The sequence below is a fragment of the Streptomyces sp. NPDC006368 genome, assembly GCF_040612535.1.
Classification (GTDB): Bacteria; Actinomycetota; Actinomycetes; order Streptomycetales; family Streptomycetaceae; genus Streptomyces.
The window spans coordinates 1-17190 of the sequence record NZ_JBEXQK010000051.1 but is presented as its reverse complement, the minus strand read 5'-3'; the positions used below and the strand labels follow the sequence as shown (position 1 = coordinate 17190).

18 protein-coding genes are annotated in these 17190 nt (G+C 72.6%); 3 read left to right on the top strand and 15 right to left on the bottom strand.

The features are described 5' to 3' along the window. Nucleotides 1-3: 3 nt before the first annotated feature. From ABZZ38_RS26955 to ABZZ38_RS26920, 8 genes are all read right to left on the bottom strand, one after another. The gene (locus ABZZ38_RS26955) at nucleotides 4-243 is read right to left on the bottom strand and encodes a hypothetical protein (RefSeq protein WP_290113174.1); all 240 of its coding nucleotides are present in this window, start codon (nucleotides 241-243) and stop codon (nucleotides 4-6) included. Nucleotides 244-361: 118 nt separating this feature from the next. Beyond that, nucleotides 362-1861 carry an Asp-tRNA(Asn)/Glu-tRNA(Gln) amidotransferase subunit GatA gene (gene gatA / locus ABZZ38_RS26950; RefSeq protein WP_356744531.1) on the bottom strand — a complete coding sequence of 500 codons (1500 nt, stop codon included), beginning with the start codon at nucleotides 1859-1861 and terminating at the stop codon, nucleotides 362-364. A 7-nt stretch (nucleotides 1862-1868) separates the two neighbouring features. Further along, on the bottom strand, nucleotides 1869-2165 hold the full coding sequence (gene gatC, locus ABZZ38_RS26945; RefSeq protein ID WP_016642027.1) for an Asp-tRNA(Asn)/Glu-tRNA(Gln) amidotransferase subunit GatC: 297 nt from the start codon (nucleotides 2163-2165) through the stop codon (nucleotides 1869-1871). A 425-nt stretch (nucleotides 2166-2590) separates the two neighbouring features. After that, nucleotides 2591-4696: a bifunctional diguanylate cyclase/phosphodiesterase gene (locus tag ABZZ38_RS26940; protein WP_356744529.1), complete on the bottom strand. Its 2106-nt coding sequence runs from the start codon at nucleotides 4694-4696 to the stop codon at nucleotides 2591-2593. A gap of 220 nt (nucleotides 4697-4916) precedes the next feature. Further along, a complete protein-coding gene (gene ligA, locus ABZZ38_RS26935) occupies nucleotides 4917-7100 on the bottom strand; it encodes an NAD-dependent DNA ligase LigA (RefSeq protein ID WP_356744527.1) in 2184 nt (727 codons plus the stop codon). A gap of 21 nt (nucleotides 7101-7121) precedes the next feature. Next, nucleotides 7122-8126, bottom strand: coding sequence for a methionine synthase (locus ABZZ38_RS26930; RefSeq protein ID WP_356744526.1), 1005 nt, complete (start codon nucleotides 8124-8126; stop codon nucleotides 7122-7124). Between the two features lie 5 nt (nucleotides 8127-8131). After that, nucleotides 8132-8830, bottom strand: coding sequence for an SDR family oxidoreductase (locus ABZZ38_RS26925; RefSeq protein WP_356744524.1), 699 nt, complete (start codon nucleotides 8828-8830; stop codon nucleotides 8132-8134). A 19-nt stretch (nucleotides 8831-8849) separates the two neighbouring features. Beyond that, entirely contained in the window at nucleotides 8850-9389 is a 540-nt protein-coding gene (locus ABZZ38_RS26920) for a TIGR00730 family Rossman fold protein (RefSeq protein WP_356744522.1), read from the bottom strand. Nucleotides 9390-9439: 50 nt separating this feature from the next. On the opposite strand from ABZZ38_RS26920, the gene ABZZ38_RS26915 reads away from it, so the two are divergent. After that, complete coding sequence (locus ABZZ38_RS26915; protein ID WP_356744520.1) at nucleotides 9440-9766, top strand: DUF427 domain-containing protein; 327 nt, start codon at nucleotides 9440-9442, stop codon at nucleotides 9764-9766. A gap of 329 nt (nucleotides 9767-10095) precedes the next feature. Here ABZZ38_RS26915 and mnmA read toward each other — a convergent pair whose 3' ends face one another. Further along, complete coding sequence (gene mnmA, locus ABZZ38_RS26910) at nucleotides 10096-11220, bottom strand: tRNA 2-thiouridine(34) synthase MnmA (RefSeq protein ID WP_356744518.1); 1125 nt, start codon at nucleotides 11218-11220, stop codon at nucleotides 10096-10098. Nucleotides 11221-11292: 72 nt separating this feature from the next. On the opposite strand from mnmA, the gene ABZZ38_RS26905 reads away from it, so the two are divergent. Next, on the top strand, nucleotides 11293-11949 hold the full coding sequence (locus ABZZ38_RS26905) for an N-acetylmuramoyl-L-alanine amidase (RefSeq protein ID WP_356744516.1): 657 nt from the start codon (nucleotides 11293-11295) through the stop codon (nucleotides 11947-11949). Here the strand turns inward: ABZZ38_RS26905 and ABZZ38_RS26900 are convergent, their stop codons facing one another. The 3 genes from ABZZ38_RS26900 to ABZZ38_RS26890 are packed head-to-tail and all read right to left on the bottom strand — an operon-like array spanning nucleotide 11950 to nucleotide 13706. Further along, nucleotides 11950-13119, bottom strand: a complete 1170-nt coding sequence (locus ABZZ38_RS26900) for a cysteine desulfurase family protein (RefSeq protein ID WP_356744514.1) — start codon at nucleotides 13117-13119, stop codon at nucleotides 11950-11952. It lies immediately after the preceding gene. Nucleotides 13120-13159: 40 nt separating this feature from the next. Then, nucleotides 13160-13525, bottom strand: a complete 366-nt coding sequence (locus tag ABZZ38_RS26895; protein ID WP_356744512.1) for a DUF4190 domain-containing protein — start codon at nucleotides 13523-13525, stop codon at nucleotides 13160-13162. Nucleotides 13526-13550: 25 nt separating this feature from the next. Further along, nucleotides 13551-13706 carry a hypothetical protein gene (locus tag ABZZ38_RS26890; protein ID WP_356744510.1) on the bottom strand — a complete coding sequence of 52 codons (156 nt, stop codon included), beginning with the start codon at nucleotides 13704-13706 and terminating at the stop codon, nucleotides 13551-13553. Nucleotides 13707-13819: 113 nt separating this feature from the next. Between ABZZ38_RS26890 and ABZZ38_RS26885 the strand changes: the two genes are divergently transcribed. Next, nucleotides 13820-14449: a TetR family transcriptional regulator gene (locus ABZZ38_RS26885; protein WP_356744508.1), complete on the top strand. Its 630-nt coding sequence runs from the start codon at nucleotides 13820-13822 to the stop codon at nucleotides 14447-14449. Here the strand turns inward: ABZZ38_RS26885 and ABZZ38_RS26880 are convergent. Genes ABZZ38_RS26880 through ABZZ38_RS26870 form a run of 3 tightly spaced genes read right to left on the bottom strand, consistent with a single transcriptional unit; the run spans nucleotide 14418 to nucleotide 16971 of the window. After that, nucleotides 14418-15404, bottom strand: coding sequence for a YafY family protein (locus ABZZ38_RS26880; RefSeq protein WP_356744506.1), 987 nt, complete (start codon nucleotides 15402-15404; stop codon nucleotides 14418-14420). The genes ABZZ38_RS26885 and ABZZ38_RS26880 overlap by 32 nt on opposite strands. 10 nt (nucleotides 15405-15414) lie before the next feature. Next, on the bottom strand, nucleotides 15415-16245 hold the full coding sequence (locus tag ABZZ38_RS26875) for a thioesterase family protein (protein WP_356744504.1): 831 nt from the start codon (nucleotides 16243-16245) through the stop codon (nucleotides 15415-15417). A gap of 27 nt (nucleotides 16246-16272) precedes the next feature. Then, the gene (locus tag ABZZ38_RS26870; RefSeq protein WP_356744502.1) at nucleotides 16273-16971 is read right to left on the bottom strand and encodes a trimeric intracellular cation channel family protein; all 699 of its coding nucleotides are present in this window, start codon (nucleotides 16969-16971) and stop codon (nucleotides 16273-16275) included. Between the last annotated feature and the right edge of the window lie 219 nt (nucleotides 16972-17190).

Sequence of the window (17190 nt, the reverse complement as noted above, 5' to 3'; positions counted from 1 at the left end):
CTCTCAGCCGAACAGGACGTCGTCGTCGCCGACGCGCTTCAGCTCGCGCACCAGGATGGCGAGGCCGGTCGCGATGGCGGCGGCGGACACGACGGCGTCCAGCAGCAGAAGCGTGTCGCTCTCGGTGCGGGCCTTGCGGGCCTGCTTGATGATGCTGAGCGCGCCGAACGCGGTGGTGCCGATGGACAGATACGTTCCGGCCCTCGACTTCTTGAAGCCCTTGGCCTTGGTCAGTGCGCTCACTGTGCTCCTCCGTTCTCCCCCAGAGCTGACGCCCGGGAGGGGCCCCCGTCTCCGCCCACGCGGCGCGGAGGTGCGGCTTTCGTCGTCGTCTGCGGCCCGGAGGCCGCGTGTGCGTCGCTCACAGCGACGGAGCCTCCTCCAGCAGCGGGTGTCCCCAGCGTGCCACGAAGGCCGCTTCGACGGCCGCACCGACCTGGTACAGACGCTCGTCCTTCAGGGCGGGGGCGATGATCTGCAGGCCGACCGGCAGGCCGTCCTCCGGCGCGAGGCCGCAGGGCAGGGACATGGCGGCGTTTCCGGCCAGGTTGGTCGGGATGGTGCACAGGTCCGCGAGGTACATCGCCATCGGGTCGTCGGCGCGCTCGCCGATCGGGAAGGCGGTGGTGGGCGTGGTCGGCGAGACGATCACGTCGACCTGCTCGAAGGCCTTCTCGAAGTCCCGCGTGATGAGGGTGCGGACCTTCTGGGCGGAGCCGTAGTACGCGTCGTAGTAGCCGGAGCTGAGCGCGTACGTGCCGAGCATGATGCGGCGCTTGACCTCGTCGCCGAAGCCCGCCTCGCGGGTGAGGGCGGTGACCTCCTCGGCGGAGCGCGTGCCGTCGTCGCCGTTGCGCCGGCCGTAGCGCAGGCCGTCGAACCGGGCGAGGTTGGAGGAGCACTCGGACGGGGCGATCAGGTAGTACGCGGAGAGGGCGAGGTCGAAGGACGGGCAGTCCAGCTCGACGATCTCGGCGCCCAGCTCCTTCAGCAGCTCGACGGACTCGTCGAAGCGCTGGAGGACGCCGGCCTGGTAGCCCTCGCCGCGGAACTGCTTGACGACGCCCACGCGCATGCCCTGGACGGAGCCGTTGCGGGCGGCCTCGACGACCGGCGGGACCGGGGCGTCGATGGACGTCGAGTCGAGCGGGTCGTGACCGGCGATGACCTCGTGGAGCAGCGCCGCGTCCAGGACCGTACGGGCGCAGGGACCGCCCTGGTCGAGGCTGCTGGAGAACGCCACCATGCCGTAGCGGGAGACGCCGCCGTACGTCGGCTTGACGCCGACCGTGCCGGTGACGGCGGCGGGCTGGCGGATGGAGCCGCCGGTGTCCGTGCCGATGGCGAGCGGCGCCTCGTACGAGGCGAGGGCGGCGGACGAGCCGCCGCCGGAGCCGCCGGGGATCTTGGTGAGGTCCCAGGGGTTGCCGGTCGGGCCGTAGGCGCTGTTCTCGGTGGAGGACCCCATGGCGAACTCGTCCATGTTGGTCTTGCCGAGGATGACGACGTCGGCGGCGCGGAGCTTGGTGACGAGCGTCGCGTCGTACGGCGGGATCCAGCCCTCGAGGATCTTGGAGCCGACGGTCGTCGGCATGGACCGGGTCGTGAAGATGTCCTTCAGCGCGAGCGGCACGCCCGCGAGGGGGCCCAGCTTCTCGCCGTTGGCCCGCTTCTCGTCGACGGCGCGGGCCTGCGCGAGGGCGCCCTCGCGGTCGACGTGCAGGAAGGCGTGGACCTTCTCGTCGATGGCCTCGATCCGCGCGAGGTGGGCCTCGGTGACCTCGACGGCGGTGAGCTCGCCGGACGCGATCTTCGCCGCGATCTCGGCGGCGGTCAGCTTGATGATGTTGCTGTCCGTCATGGTGGTCTTAGTCCTCCCCCAGGATCTGCGGCACCTTGAAACGCTGCTGCTCCTGGGCAGGGGCACCGGAGAGCGCCTGCTCGGGGGTGAGCGAAGGACGGACCTCGTCCGCGCGCATGACGTTGGTCAGCGGCAGCGGGTGGGAGGTCGGGGGTACGTCTTGGTCGGCGACCTCGGAGACGCGGGCGACCGCGCCGATGATGTCGTCGAGCTGTCCGGCGAAGTGGTCGAGCTCTTCGTCCTTCAGCTCAAGACGTGCCAGCCGGGCGAGGTGGGCGACCTCCTCGCGCGTGATGCCAGGCATGCAGCGATCCTCAGGGTGAGTGTGTTGGTTTTGGCCCAATCCTATGGGTCGGGGCGCCCTGCCCGTGAAACGGTTTCCACCGGCCCCCCGCCCGCCCCCTCCCAGAACCGGGCGGCTCGGCCTCCGGCCCCGGGGTGAACCCACCCTTCACCGGGCCGCGGGCGGCAGCGGAACCCGGGGCCGGAGGGGGCGCGGGGCGCCGCGGCGCGGGCCCCGGAGCCGGGCAGCGGGGGCGGCCGGGCACGGAACCCGCAGCCCGGCGGCGGGGGCGACCGGGCACGGAACCCCGGAGCCCCGGGCGGCCGGGGCCGGGGCTACTGGGTCACCCGGTTCGCGTTCACCGGGGGCGGCGGAGCGCGGGCCGCCGAGCCGGGCAGCGGGGGCCGCCGGGCACGGAACCAACAGCCGGGCAGCGGGGGCCGGGACTACTGGGTCACCCGGTTCGCGTTCGTCGGGGGCGGCGGGAGCTCGGCGACCACCGGCGCCTCGTGGGCGTCCCTCGCCCGCAGCCACGCCGTCGTCTCGCCGGGCGGCATCGCCGCGGCGACGAGCCAGCCCTGGACCGCGTCGCAGCCCAGGTCCCTGAGGCGCTCCCAGGTCTCGTCGTCCTCGACGCCCTCGGCGACCACGAGGAGGCCGAGGGAGTGGGCCAGGTCGACGGTGCAGCGGACGATCTCGGCGTCCTCGGTGTCGACGGCCAGCCGCGCCACGAAGGAGCGGTCGATCTTGAGCTCGCTCACCGGGAGGCGGCGCAGGTGGACCAGGGAGGAGTAGCCGGTGCCGAAGTCGTCGAGGGACATCTTCACGCCGTGGCCCGTGAGCCCCGCGAGGGTGTCCGCGGCGCGCTGCGGGTCCTCCAGGAGGACGTGCTCGGTTATCTCCAGCTGGAGGGAGCCGGCCGGGACCCCGTGCCGGGCCAGCCGCGCGGCGACGGAGCCCGCGAAGCCCGGGGTGTGGACGTCCCGCGGGGAGACGTTCACGGCGACGGGGAAGTCCAGGCCCTGGGCGCGCCACTTCGCGACCTGGCCGAGCGCGGTGTCCAGGACGTACTCCGTCAGGTGCGGCATCAGGCCGGACGACTCGGCGATGGCGATGAACTCGTCCGGGGGGACGCGCCCGCGCTCGGGGTGCACCCAGCGGACGAGGGCCTCCAGCCCGGCCACGTGGCCGTCGAAGCCGACCTTGGGCTGGTAGTGGAGCTCGACTTCGCCGGCGTCCAGCGCGCGCCGCAGGTCGCCGAGGAGGCCGAGGCGGTCGGGCGTGTTGGAGTCCCGCTTGGACTCGTACACCTCGACGCCCGTGCGGTCCCGCTTGGCCTGGTACATCGCGACATCCGCGCGTTGCAGCAGGCCCTCCGCGTCCAGGGCGTGGTCGGGGAAGACGGCGACGCCCGCGCTGGCCTCCAGGACGAGGGTCAGCCCGTCGAGGTCGAGGGGCGAGGAGAGTTCGGCGGCGAGCTGGCGGGCCACCCGCTGGGCGCTGGTGGTGGAGTCGGCGGTCGGCAGGAGGACGGCGAACTCGTCGCCGCCCAGCCGGGCCGCCTCCGCGCCGCGCGGCAGTGCGAGGCGCAGCCGGTCGGCGATCTGGAGGAGCAGCCGGTCGCCCGCGAGATGTCCGAGCGTGTCGTTGACGGACCGGAAACGGTCGAGGTCGATCAGGACGAGCGCCGCCCGGACGCCCTCGCCCTCCGCCTCCTCCAGCGCGGTCCAGGTCCGCTCCAGCAGCCACTGGCGGTTGGGCAGGCCGGTCAGCGGGTCGCGCAGCTGCTCCTCGGCTCGCGCGCGGGCGATCCAGAGCGTGGAGTCCAGGGCGATCAGCGGGACGGCGAACAGCGGCAGCAGCACCGGCAGGGAGACCGCGACGGCGCAGATCAGCGGGGCGATGCCGAGCAGGGCCACGGCCACGAGCCCTTGCCGCAGCAGCGCGGTGCGGGCCGCGGTGGGCAGCCCGCCGCTCTGCGGGGCGAGCGTGTACCACAGGAGCAGCCGGGTCACCACCAGGTACGCCGTGGCCGCCAGCGCCAGTTCGGGTACGGCCTCGATCCCCCATTCGAGGGGCTGCCACGGCCGCTCGACGGTCGGCACGTCCCCGAACGCCGCGAGGACCAGCGCCGCGCCCCCGATGCCCAGGACGTCCGCGGCGCCGTGCAACAGGCCCTGGCGCCAGCGGTGTCGCCGGGCCACTCCGACGAGGACGACGACGGCGAGGCTGACCAGTCCGGCCGGCACCCAGCCGTACAGCAGCAGGACGGCGAGGGTGAGCGCGGCGCCCGACCCGGTGCCGCCCCACCAGCGGTCGCGGCCGAGCGCGACCAGGTGGCCGACGATGATGCCGGTGAGCACGGCGAGTGCCCAGCCGGCCGTGGAGCCGGGGAAGAGCGCATGGCCGCCGCTCACCGCGCCGTACAGCCCGGTGGCGAGGAGGAGCGCGGCGAAGACCACCACGGCGGCGGGGATCCTGGATGCGATGCCCGTGAAGGCCGCGTGTACACGCGGCCGTGAGACCGGGGCGGCACTCTCGGTCGGTTTCATTCCGTCCCTCTCACAGCCGGCGGTGCCGTTGCCACGTGATGGCCCGTTGTCATGCCACCACGGCCGAAACACCGGCCGGGCACGACAGGCGCACACCTCAACAGTAGGCCGCGGAGGGCTCCGACGGGCACCGCTCTACAGGTCTTGCCCGAATGCGACCCGGCCACCCTTATCCATCTGGTATGCGCTGAACGGGTGGCCTTTTCCCGCCGTTCCCGTCCTACTGTCCGACCGGGACCGCCGCGTCCTTCGCGGCGTCAGGACCCTGCTCCAGCAGCACGGCGAAGCCTTTCTCGTCCAGAACCGGAACCTTCAGCTGCATGGCCTTGTCATACTTGGAACCAGGGTTATCACCCACCACAACGAAGGCGGTCTTCTTCGAAACGGAACCGGTCACTTTCGCCCCGCGGCTCTGGAGCGCCTCTTTTGCGCCATCCCTGGTGTAGTTCTCCAGGGTGCCGGTGACGACGACGGTCAGGCCTTCCAGCGGGCGCGGCCCCACGTCCTCGCCCGAGCCCTCCTCCTCCATCCGGACCCCGGCGGCACGCCACTTGCGCAGGATCTCCCGGTGCCAGTCCTCCTCGAACCACTGCTTGAGCGAGGCCGCGATGGTCGGCCCGACGCCCTCGACGGCCGCCAGCTCCTCCTCCGTGGCCTGCTCGATACGGTCGATCGACCGGAATTCGCGCGCCAGCGCCTCCGCCGCCACCGGGCCCACATGACGGATCGACAGGCCGGTGATGATCCGGGCAAGCGGGCGCTGCTTGGCCGCCGCGATGTTCTCCAGCATGGCGAGGGCGTTCTTGCGCGGCTCGCCCTGCTGGTTGGCGAAGACCGTGACGACCTTCTCCTCACCCGTCCTGGGGTCCCGCTTGGGCAGCCCGCTGTCCTGGTCCAGGACGTACGCCTTGATGGGCAGCAGCTGTTCGATGGTGAGGTCGAACAGGTCGCCCTCGTCCACCAGGGGCGGCTCCGCGGGCTCCAGCGGCTTCGTCAGCGCCGCCGCCGCCACATAGCCGAAGTTCTCGATGTCGAGGCACTTGCGCCCGCCCAGGTAGAAGAGGCGCTCCCGCAACTGGGCCGGGCACGTACGCCCGTTCGGGCAGCGCAGGTCGACGTCGCCCTCCTTCATCGGCTTCAGGGGCGTACCGCACTCCGGGCACTCCGCGGGCATCACGAACTCCCGCTCGGTGCCGTCCCGCAGGTCCGCCACCGGCCCCAGGATCTCCGGGATGACGTCACCGGCCTTGCGCAGCACCACCGTGTCACCGATGAGCACGCCCTTGGCCTTCACCACGTCCTGGTTGTGGAGGGTGGCGAACTCGACCTCCGAACCCGCGACCGTGACCGGCTCCACCTGCGCGTACGGCGTCACGCGGCCCGTGCGGCCCACGCCCACGCGGATGTTGACCAGCTTGGTGTTGACCTCCTCCGGCGCGTACTTCCAGGCGATCGCCCAGCGTGGCGCCCGCGAGGTGGACCCGAGCCGCCCCTGGAGCGGGATCTCGTCCAGCTTGACGACCACGCCGTCGATCTCGTGCTCCACGGAGTGCCGGTGCTCGCCGAAGTACGCGATGAACTCCCGTACCCCCTCGATGTCGTCGACCACCTTGTTGTGCCGGGCGGTCGGCAGGCCCCACTCGCGCAGCAGCCCGTACGCCTCCGACAGGCAGGTGATGTCGAGGCCCTGGCGGGCACCGATGCCGTGCACCACCATGTGCAGCGGGCGCGTCGCGGTGATCTTCGGGTCCTTCTGGCGCAGCGAGCCGGCCGCGGCGTTGCGCGGGTTGGCGAAGGGCTTGTCCCCGGCCTCCACCAGACGGGCGTTGAGCTCCTCGAACTTCTCCATCGGGAAGTACACCTCGCCCCGGATCTCGACGAGGTCCGGGATCCGGTCGCCCTTGAGCCGGTCGGGGACGTCCGCGATCGTCCGTACGTTCGGCGTGATGTCCTCACCCGTGCGGCCGTCACCGCGCGTCGCCGCGCGCGTCAGGCGCCCCTTCTCGTACGTCAGGTTGACGGCGAGGCCGTCGACCTTCAGCTCGCACAGGAAGTGGTATGCCGAGGTGCCGACCTCCTTGGCGACCCGGTCCGCCCAGGCGGCCAGCTCCTCGTCGTCGAAGGCGTTGTCCAGCGAGAGCATGCGCTCGCGGTGCTGGACGGCCGTGAACTCCGTCTCGTACGACCCGGCGACCTTCTGGGTCGGCGAGTCGGGCGTCCGCAGCTCCGGGTACTGCTCCTCCAGCGCCTCCAGCGCCCGCAGCAGCTTGTCGAACTCGGCGTCGCTGATGACCGGCCGGTCCTTCACGTAGTACCGGAAGCGGTGTTCCTCCACCTGCTCGGCCAGCTGCGCGTGCTTCTCCCGTGCCTCGGCCGGCACCGCGTCCTGCTGTTCGACAGCCACCGTATTCCTCCCGTTACGACGTTACTCAGGGTTGTCCGCGAGCGATCTCGCCGCCCTGACGCAGTGGGCGAGCGCAGCCCGGGCGTACGCGGGCGAGGCGCCCGCGAGCCCGCACGTCGGGGTGATCACCAGCGACTCGGCGAGAGTCCCCGGATTCAGCCCCAGCCTGCGCCACAGCGTCCTGACACCCATGACGCTACCGGCAGGGTCCGACAATGGGCCGTCGGTGGACGCCACCACGCCCGCGAGCAGCTTCGTACCGCCCTCGACCGCCTCCCCGATCTGATCCTCGTCACGTTCCGTGAGCACGTTGAAATCGAACGAGATGCCCGCCGCGCCCGCCCGGCGCAGCAGCGCGAACGGCACGTCCGGCGAGCACGAGTGCACGATCACCGGGCCGTCGCTCGCCGCCATCACGCCGCGCAGCGCGCCCTCGACGGCCTGGCGGTCCACCGCCCGGTACGTCCGGTAGCCGCTGGCCGTCCTGACCTCCCCGCGCAGTACGCCGGTGAGGGACGGCTCGTCCAACTGGAGCACCACCCGGGCGCCCGGCACGCGGCGCCGTACCTCCGCCAGGTGGGCGCGCACCCCCTCGGCCAGCGACGCGGCCAGGTCCCGGCACGCGCCCGGGTCACCGAGCGCCGCCTCGCCGCTCCGCAACTCCAGCGCGGCGGCCAGCGTCCACGGCCCCACGGCCTGGACCTTCAGGACGCCCTCGTACCCCTGGGTGAACTCCTCCAGCGCGTCCAGGTCCTCGCCCATCCAGGATGTGGCCCGCCGGGTGTCGCGGCCGGGACGGTCGCTGATCCGCCAGCCGCTCGGCTCGACGTGCGCGTACACCTCGACGAGCAGGCCGATGGTCCGCCCGATCATGTCGGCGCCGGGTCCGCGCGCGGGCAGCTCCGCGAGGTGGGGGAAGTCCTCGAAAGTGCCGGTGACGGCTCTGGCCGCCTCCCGGGCGTCACCGCCCGGCATGGACCCGACCCCGGTGGCCGGGCCCCAGCTGACGTCGTTGTTCCCGCTCATCGCCGTCAACGCCCCGGCCGTACCGTCAGGTCGTTGATCTCCGCGTCACGCGGCAGGTCGATGGCCGTCAGGATGGCCGTGGCGACCGACTCGGGGTCGATCCAGCGGGACGCGTCGTACTCCTTGCCCTCCTGCTGGTGGACCTTGGCCTGCATGGGACTGGCGGTGCGGCCCGGGTAGACGGAGGTGACGCGTACGCCGTTGGCGTGCTCCTCCTGGCGCAGGGCGTCGGCCAGCGCCTTCAGGCCGTGCTTGGAGGCGGCGTACGCGGACCACTCCGCGTGGGCGTTCAGTCCGGCGCCGGAGTTGACGAAGACGACGTGCCCCTGGGAGAGGCGCAGCTGGGGCAGGAAGTGCCGGGTGAGCTCGGCGGGGGCGATGAGGTTCACCTCGAGCTGGGCGCGCCAGGTCTTGGTGGTCAGGTCGCCGACCCGGCCGAGGTCGACGACTCCCGCGATGTGCAGCAGCGAGTCGAGCCGGTCCGGAAGGGACTGGTGCGAGAAGGCCCAGGAGAGCCGGTCGGGGTTGGCGAGGTCGCCGACGAGCGTGCGGGCGCCGGGATAGGTCTCCGCCAGCTCCTTGGCGCGTCCCGCGTCGCGGACCAGCAGGACGAGCTCGTCGCCCCGCTCGTGCAGCCGGCGCGCGACGGCCGCGCCGATGCCGGAACCTGCCCCGGTGATCAGATGTGTAGCCATACGGGCCATGCTCGCATCAACGGGGCGGCTACTGGATTCCGGCCGTCTCCTCCAGGTACGCGAGCGCCGCGACGCCGTCCTCCGCGAAGAACACCAGGTCGGTGAGGGGCACCGGCAGGAAGCCCTCGGCGTCCATCCGCCGGAACTGCTGCTTCAGCCCGTCGTAGAAGCCCGCCGTGTTGAGCAGCACCACCGGCTTGGTGTGGAGGCCGTGCTTCTTCAGCTCCAGGATCTCGGTGGCCTCGTCGAGCGTGCCGGTACCGCCGACCATGATCACGACGACGTCCGACTTGGCCAGCATGAGCGCCTTGCGCTCGGCAAGATCCTTGGCCACGATCATCTCGTCGACCCCGTCCCGGGCCTTCGCGGACAGGAACTTAACGGATACGCCGACGAGCCGGCCGCCCGCGTCCTGGACGCCGTCCGCCACCACCTTCATCAGGCCGACGTCGGAACCGCCCCAGACGAGGGTGTGCCCGCCCTTGCCGAGCAGCTCGGCGAACTCGCGCGCGGGGGCGGTGTAGCGCTCGTCGAGGTCGGCGGCGGAGAGGAAGACACAGATGTTCATGGCGCCACGGTACGGGGAATCGACGGCCGCCCGCGCTCGTTGGGCCGGTCATGACGACAGGACACCGCATCACGGTCGAGCCGGGCACGGACCATGTACGCGTCGTTCTCGGCGGGCGGCTGATCGCCGAGAGCCGACGGCCCCGGGTGCTGCGCGAGACGGGCTGTCCCGTGCGCTACTACCTGCCGGTGGAGGACGTGCGCATGGACCTGCTGTCCCCCTCGGACACGCGGACGCGCTGCCCGTTCAAGGGCACGGCGTCGTACTGGTCGCTCGACGGGGCGAAGGACGTGGCATGGGCGTATCCCGATCCCAGGGAAGGGGTTGCCGCGATCAGGGATCACCTCTGCTTCTACGAAACGGAGGTCGTGCGCTGAACCGACGTACTGGGCGACGGTCCGGTGCCGTCCGGCCGCCGTCCACGCGCGTGCTGGTCCTTCACGGCGGCGCGAGCCCGGTGGGGACGCGCGAGGCGGCCCGCGCGGTGGCCGGCGCCCTTCCGCGCGGGCGCCACAGCACGCCGACGGGCCGGACGCACCCAGGCCCACACGGTCGCGCCGCACGTCCTGGCGCCGGCCCTGGAGGAGTTCTTCGCGGACGAGCGGTGAGCCCGTGGCGCCCCATGGCCCTCGACGCCGGTGGGCTGAGGACCCGTGGCCCTGTGGACCCGTGGACCCGTGGCCCTGTGGACCCGTGGGCCTGTGGGTCAGGCGCTGACCGCCGTGCGCCGCGTCGTCGTCGCGATGGTCGCCGAGCCGACCACGCGGGTGCCGTCGTAGAGGACGATCGCCTGGCCCGGGGCCACGCCGCGGACCGGCTCCGCGAAGGTCACCTTCAGCTCGTCGCCCTCCAGGGAGGCCGTCACCGGCGTCTCGCCGCCGTGGGCGCGGAGCTGGGCGGTGTACGTGCCGGGACCGGAGGGCGCGGTGCCGCACCAGCGGGGCTTGATCGCGGTCAGGGCGGTGACGTCCAGGGCCGGGGCGGGGCCGACCGTCACCGTGTTGTCGACGGGCGAGATGTCGAGGACGTAGCGCGGCTTGCCGTCCGGCGCCGGGTGGCCGATGCGCAGGCCCTTGCGCTGGCCGATGGTGAAGCCGTACGCGCCCTCGTGGGTGCCCAGCTTCGTGCCGGACTCGTCGACGATGTCGCCCTCCGCCTTGCCCAGGCGCGAGGCCAGGAAGCCCTGTGTGTCGCCGTCGGCGATGAAGCAGATGTCATGGCTGTCGGGCTTCTTCGCGACGGCCAGTCCGCGCCGCTCCGCCTCGGCGCGGATCTCGTCCTTGGTGGTGAGGGTGTCCCCCAGCGGGAACATCGCGTGGGCGAGCTGCTTCTCGTCGAGGACGCCGAGGACGTACGACTGGTCCTTGGCCATGTCGCTCGCCCGGTGCAGCTCGCGCGTGCCGTCCTCGCGGACGACCACGGTCGCGTAGTGGCCGGTGCAGACCGCGTCGAAGCCCAGCGCGAGCGCCTTGTCCAGCAGCGCCGCGAACTTGATCTTCTCGTTGCAGCGCAGGCACGGGTTGGGGGTGCGCCCGGCCTCGTACTCGGCGATGAAGTCGTCGACGACGTCCTCGCGGAACCGCTCGGCCAGGTCCCACACGTAGAACGGGATGCCGATGACGTCGGCCGCGCGGCGGGCGTCGCGCGAGTCCTCGATGGTGCAACAGCCCCGGGCGCCGGTGCGGAAGGACTGCGGGTTCGCGGACAGGGCGAGGTGCACCCCGGTGACGTCGTGGCCGGCTTCGGCGGCGCGGGCGGCGGCGACGGCGGAGTCCACGCCGCCCGACATGGCGGCGAGCACGCGGAGAGGGCGCTGGGGAGTCTGAGTCATAGCCCTATCAGGGTACGGGGCCGTGGGAACCGTCCGGGAACCGAATACGCACGCGCGTGCGTTCACGATCACATGGGGAGTGAGCGAGAGCGGGGGGTCGGCCGTCGCGCGGTGCTGATCGGCGGCGGGGTCGCCGTGGCCGGTGCGGCGGTGCTGGCACGGGACGAGCTGAGACGTGCCTGGTGGCGGCTGCCCGGCACGGAGAAGAAGCGCGCGGAAGGAGAGCTCGACCACAAGGGCGCGGAGTGGACGGCGGCGTCCCGGGCGAACTGGCGGCGGGCGGACCGCCCGGACGACTTCACCATCGACCGGGTCGTCATCCATGTCGTCCAGGGCAGCTATCCGACCGCGCTGAAGGACTTCAAGAACCCGGGGCACGGCGCGGCCACGCACTACGTCGTACGCAAGGACGGGCACATCGCCCAGATGATCCGCGAGCTGGACGTGGCCTTCCACGCGGGCAGCCGCGACATGAACGAACGCAACATCGGCATCGAGCACGAGGGCTTCGTGGACCGGCCGCAGGACTTCACGGCGGCGATGTACGCGGCGTCGGCGCGGCTGACTGCCGGGATCTGCGCCCGGTACGGCATACCGGTCGACCGGGAGCACATCATCGGCCACGTGGAGGTCGAGGGCACGGACCACACCGATCCGGGCCCGCACTGGGACTGGGACCGGTACATGAAGCTGGTGCGCGCCGCGGCGACGTCCCGCGCGGGCGCCTAGCTAGGTCAGGCCGGCTGTCCTCGCCCGTTCCACCGCGGGGCCGATGGCCTGGGCGACCGCCTCGACGTCCTCGTGGGTGGAGGTGTGGCCGAGGGTGAAGCGCAGGGTGCCGCGTGCCAGGTCCGGCTCGGTTCCGGTGGCGAGGAGGACGTGGCTGGGCTGGGCCACGCCGGCCGTGCAGGCCGAGCCGGTGGAGCACTCGATGCCCTGGGCGTCCAGGAGGAGCAGCAGGGAGTCGCCCTCGCAGCCGGGGAAGGAGAAGTGGGCGTTGGCGGGCAGGCGGCCCGCGGGGTCGGGGTCGCCGCCGAGGACGGCGTCCGGGACGGCCGCGCGTACGGCGTCGATCAGCGCGTCGCGCAGGGCGCCGACCTCGCGGGCGTGGTCCGCGCGGCGCTCGGCGGCCAGTCGTGCGGCGACGGCGAAGGCGGCGACGGCCGGGACGTCGAGCGTGCCCGAGCGGACGTGGCGCTCCTGTCCGCCGCCGTGCAGCACGGGGACCGGGCTGTGATCGCGGCCCAGGAGGAGGGCGCCGATGCCGTACGGGCCGCCGATCTTGTGGCCGGAGACCGTCATGGCGGCGAGGCCGGACGCGGCGAAGTCCACCGGGAGCTGGCCGACCGCCTGGACGGCGTCGGCGTGCAGGGGGACGCCGAACTCCTGGGCCACGGCGGCCAGTTCGCGGACCGGCAGGACGGTGCCGATCTCGTTGTTGGCCCACATCACGGTGGCGAGCGCGACGCCGTCGGGGTCGCGCCCGATCGCCTCGCGCAGCGCGTCGGGGTGGACGCGTCCGTACCGGTCGACGGGGAGGTACTCGACGGTCGCGCCCTCGTGCTCGCCGAGCCAGTGCACGGCGTCGAGGACGGCGTGGTGCTCGACGGGGCTGGCCAGTACCCGCACGCGGCGCGGATCGGCGTCCCTGCGGGCCCAGTAGAGGCCCTTGACGGCGAGGTTGTCGGCTTCGGTGCCGCCGGAGGTGAGGACGACCTCGCTGGGGCGCGCCCCGAGCGCCTCGGCGAGGGTTTCGCGGGCCTCCTCGACGGTGCGGCGGGCCCGGCGGCCGGCGGCGTGCAGTGAGGACGCGTTGCCGGTGACGGCGAGCTGGGCGGTCATCGCCTCGATCGCCTCCGGGATCATCGGAGTGGTCGCGGCGTGGTCGAGGTAGGCCATGGTGCCTCGATTCTACGAGGCGCGGAAGCGAGGGGTGTCCTCAGCCGACACTCCACGACACGGTGTGGTCGAGGGAGACCAGGGCGGCGAGGATGACCAGGTCGGCGACGCCGAGTCCGAGGCCGAGCAGGGCCCGGCCGCGGCGGGTGGTGCCGCGGCGCAGGGCGAGAGCGGCGAGCCCGATGGCGATGGGCCCCAGGAGCACGTTCATCACCAGCAGGCCCACCAGTCCCAGTACGAACGCGGCGACGGCCATGCCGTCGGCGTCGCGGGCACGGGAGCGGATGCGGGTGGGGGTTCGGGCGGTACGGACCCGGGCGCCGGGGCGCTCGCCGGCGTCGCCGCCCGCGCCGTCGTCCGCGACGGCGCGGTGGCGGGTGCCGCTGCGGTGTGCGGTGAGCTCCATGACTGCACTCCTCTCGGTGGCGGTGTCAGTGATGGTGACGGCGGCGGCGCTCACGAGCCGCGAAGACGAGCAGCCAGGCGCCGATGACGCCGGCCGCGACGACGCTGACCGGGACGGGCACGTGGGCCACGGTTCCCATGAGGACGCCCAGGAGGAGCAGGGCGGCGACGAGGAAGATCATCGGGGTTGGCCTCCTTGAGGGAGGGAGACGATGGGAAACAGTTGTTTACTGACTACCCAGTCTAACGACTTCCGCACTATCGCCGTTCGGAGAACGGTTGTTTACTGAATGGCATGAGTCACACCGCCGGGACCGGAATCCGCCAGGCCCAGAAACAGAAGACCCGTCAGGCCCTCCTGGACGCCGCGCTCCTCCTGCTGGAGGAGCAGAGCCTGAGCAGCCTCGGCCTGCGCGAGGTGACCCGCGCCGTCGGCGTCGCGCCGACCGCCTTCTACCGTCACTTCCGTGACATCCCCGACCTCGGCGTCGCCCTTGTCGACGAGGCCCTGGGCAGCCTGCACGCCACTCTTCGCACGACCCTCGCCGCCACCGGCGACAGCGACGAACGGATCGCCGGAGCCGTCGAGTTGATCGCCGGCCTGGTGCACGCGTACCCCGCGCATGTCCGGTTCATCACCCGCGAACGGCACGGCGGTGTGCAGGTTGTGCGGGAGGCGATCGGCGCGCAACTCGGGCTGTTCGTCCGGGAAGTGGCCGACGAGCTGGCCGTACAGCCGGAATCCCGGGGCTGGGAGCGGGACGACCTGCTCATGCTCGCCGGGCTGTACGTCGACCACATGGTGATGACCGCCTCCGCGCTGCTGGCCGCGGGGCCGGGCGAGGAGGAGCGGGAACGGGTGGCGCGGACCGCGCGTCGGCAGCTGCGGCTGGTCAGCCTGGGGCGCCGTCACTGGCTGGACTGACGTCGGCCCCGTAGAGCTCCACCACCGCGGCGGCCCGCCGCGCCAGTTCGGCGCGCGCCTCGGGAGGGTCGAGGACCTCCAGGTCCGGCCCGAACGCCAGCAGGGAGCGGGTGTGGCGTACGTCCGGGAACGCCAGCTCCACGAGGGTCCACTCCCCCGCCGGCTCGGGTCCCGCCGTCAACCGCCCGCCGTGCAGGCGCACGAAGAGGTCGAGACGCGAGGTGTGCACCCGCGCCCGCACCCGGAGGCCGGCGGGGCGGTCCTCCACCTGGCGCCGCAGCACCTCCCACGCGTCGGCGAGCTCCACCCCGGCGCGGCGGCGCACCCGCTCGCCGGTGACCGTCGCCCGCCGGATCCGGTCCGCGCGGTACAGGCGCGGCGTGCCGCGGTGGTCGGCGACCAGGTACCAGACGCCCGCCTTGGCGACGAGTCCGTACGGGTCGACGGTGTACGTCCTCGGTGTCCGCGCACCGCTGTGGCGGTAGCGCAGCCGCAGCCGCCGGTCCGCGAAGACCGCGTCGTGGAGGGTGCCGAGGTCCACCGCTGGCGCCGGGCCGCGCAGCCAGCGGTCGGGGTCGACGAGGATGCGGCGGCTGGTCAACTCGGCGGCCGGGCGGTGCGGTTCGGGCAGCGCGGCCATGACCTTGCGCAGTGCCGACCCCAGGGCCTCGTCCAGCCCGAGCGCGGCGTGCGCCCCCTGCGCGGCCAGCACGAACAGTGCGCGGGACTCGTCGGCCGTCAGGCCGGTGACGTCCGTACGGAAGCCGGGCAGCAGGGCGATGCCACCGTGCCGGCCGCGTTCGGCGTAGACGGGGACGCCGGACGCGGAGAGCGCCTCGACGTCCCGGTAGATGGTGCGTACGGAGACGTCGAGGCGCTCGGCGAGCTCGGTGGCGGGGACGAGGCCCCGCGTCTGGAGCAGGAGGAGGATCGAGAGCAACCGGTCGGACTTCACCCGGCCGAGGTCAGCCGCGCGGTGCGCGGGCCAGTTGGCGGGACTGGGCGACCAGGCGGTCTGCGCTGTCCCAGACTTCGGCGTCCTCCTCCAGGAAGCCGCCGGCGAGGTTACGGGTGGTGATGGCGACCCTCAGCGGTCCGGGCGCGGGGCGGCAGCGTATGTGGGTGGTGAGTTCGACGGTCGGCGTCCAGCCCGTGAGGCCGAGCTCGAAGGAGGTCGGCGGCAGCGCGTCGACGGTCAGGAGCAGGGACAGCGGGTCGGGGTCGCGGCCGTCGGCCAGCCCGAACCAGCCGCGCATCTCACCCTTGCCGGAGGGCATGCCGACGGCCCAGCCGCAGGTGGCCGGGTCCAGCTTGATGTCCAGGCGCTCGGTGATGGCGGACGAGCCGGGGATCCGCGGGTCCTGGCCGTCGGAGGGGCCGAAGCAGTGCTCGCGCGGCGGGATGGCGGGCGGCTTGGCGGTGGTGCGCACGTCGTCGGGGAGCGAGTCGAGGTCGCCGTAGGAGGCGAGGACCCTGATGCGCTCGACCTCGGTGCCGTCGTCCGCGTACTGGAAGAGGGACGCCTGGCCGGTGGAGAGCGTCCGGCCGGTGCGGACGGTCTCGGTCCGGATCACGGCGGGGCCGGGGGTGGAGGGCGTGAGGTAGTGCGCCGAGATGGTGAACGGGTCGGGGTGCGGGAGGGCGTCCCCGAGGGCGCGGCCGAGCAGGGCGAGCAGGTAGCCGCCGTTGACCGCGTGGATGATCGTCCACCCGGCGGAAAGCTCTGCGTCGTAGACCCCCGGCTCGCGCAGGGTCACCGCGGTGTCGCGGTCGAACTCGCTGTACTCGCTGTCCATGGCAGGAAACCGTACAGCAGGAAACTACTAAGCGGTAGCTTTCTGTGCTTTCCCGGTCTTGTCGGGGAGGTCGTCCTCGGAGCGGCCGGAACGGCGGTTCCAGGCGCGGGGCGCCCGCCAGTGGAAGCGCATGGCGAGCAGCCGCAGGACGAAGGTCGTCAGCGCGGCGAGGCCGCTGGTGAACGGGTTCAGCACCTCGAAGCGGATGCAGAGCGCGGCCATGGTGGCGCCGACGATGGCCGGCACGGCGTACAGGTCACGGTCCCAGCGGAGCAGCGAGGGCACCTCGTTGGCGAGGACGTCGCGCAGGACGCCGCCGCCCACGCCGGTCGCCAGGCCCAGCACGGCCGAGAAGGTGAGCCCGAGGCCGTGCTCGTACGCCTTGGTCGTGCCGGCGACGCAGAAGAGGCCGAGGCCGGCGGCGTCGAAGACGTTCACGGCGTTCTGGGTGCGCTCGACCTGCGGGTGCAGGAAGAAGACGAGGACCGTCGCGACCAGGGGCATCACGAAGTACCCGAGGTCGGTGAACGCGGCGGGGGGTACGGCGCCGATGACGAGGTCCCGGAAGAGCCCTCCGCCGAGCGCGGTGACCTCGGCGAGGACGGCGATGCCGAAGACGTCGAAGTTCTTGCGGACCGCGAGGAGCGCGCCGGAGATCGCGAAGACGAAGATGCCGGCGAGGTCGAGCGCGTGTTGGACGGAGGGCGTGAACAGATCCTGGAGCACCGCCCAATTGTGCCGCCTCCCCTCGGGGCTCCGCCCCCGCCGGAGGCCCGTCCCGGGGCCGCGCTCCTGGGGGCCGTGCGCCCGGAGTCCCCGTGGCGCCCCCGGAGGGCCTCTCCCACGCCCCCGCAGATGTCCGTGGCCATTCTCTTGAACTCGCTGGACAGTCCGCCCTCGGCGTCCGTCCCATCGGACTCGAAGGGCATCGGCTCGTGCGGCGAT